This window comes from Pseudoneobacillus rhizolycopersici (genome assembly GCF_054786815.1).
This window is the reverse complement of sequence record NZ_JBTOOE010000136.1, coordinates 1-262: the sequence shown is the minus strand read 5'-3', so window position 1 is coordinate 262 and position 262 is coordinate 1. Positions and strand designations below refer to the sequence as shown.

Sequence of the window (262 nt, the reverse complement as noted above, 5' to 3'; positions counted from 1 at the left end):
GGACCTGCATGAGGATTTAAAATTAGTTAAGGTATTGGGTAAGGGTTCAAAAGAGCGTTTAATTCCAATTAATGAAGTTGCTTTATCATGGATTAAACGCTATGAAAAAAAAGTTCGGGATCCATTACTTTTACAGAAAAACAAAAGTAGTGAATTCATTTTTCTCAATAATCGTGGAGAGGCGTTAACCAGACAGGCAGTTTGGCAAATTATTAAGCGTTACTGCAAGATGGCTGGAATTGAAAAAGATGTTACGCCCCAC

Annotated in this window: 1 protein-coding gene; it reads left to right on the top strand. The window is 36.3% G+C overall.

Annotated features, from left to right (window positions below; genetic code table 11):
- Window positions 1-262 (top strand): tyrosine-type recombinase/integrase (locus ACX9YW_RS23155; protein WP_460351089.1); only part of this gene is annotated, 262 nt, incomplete at both ends.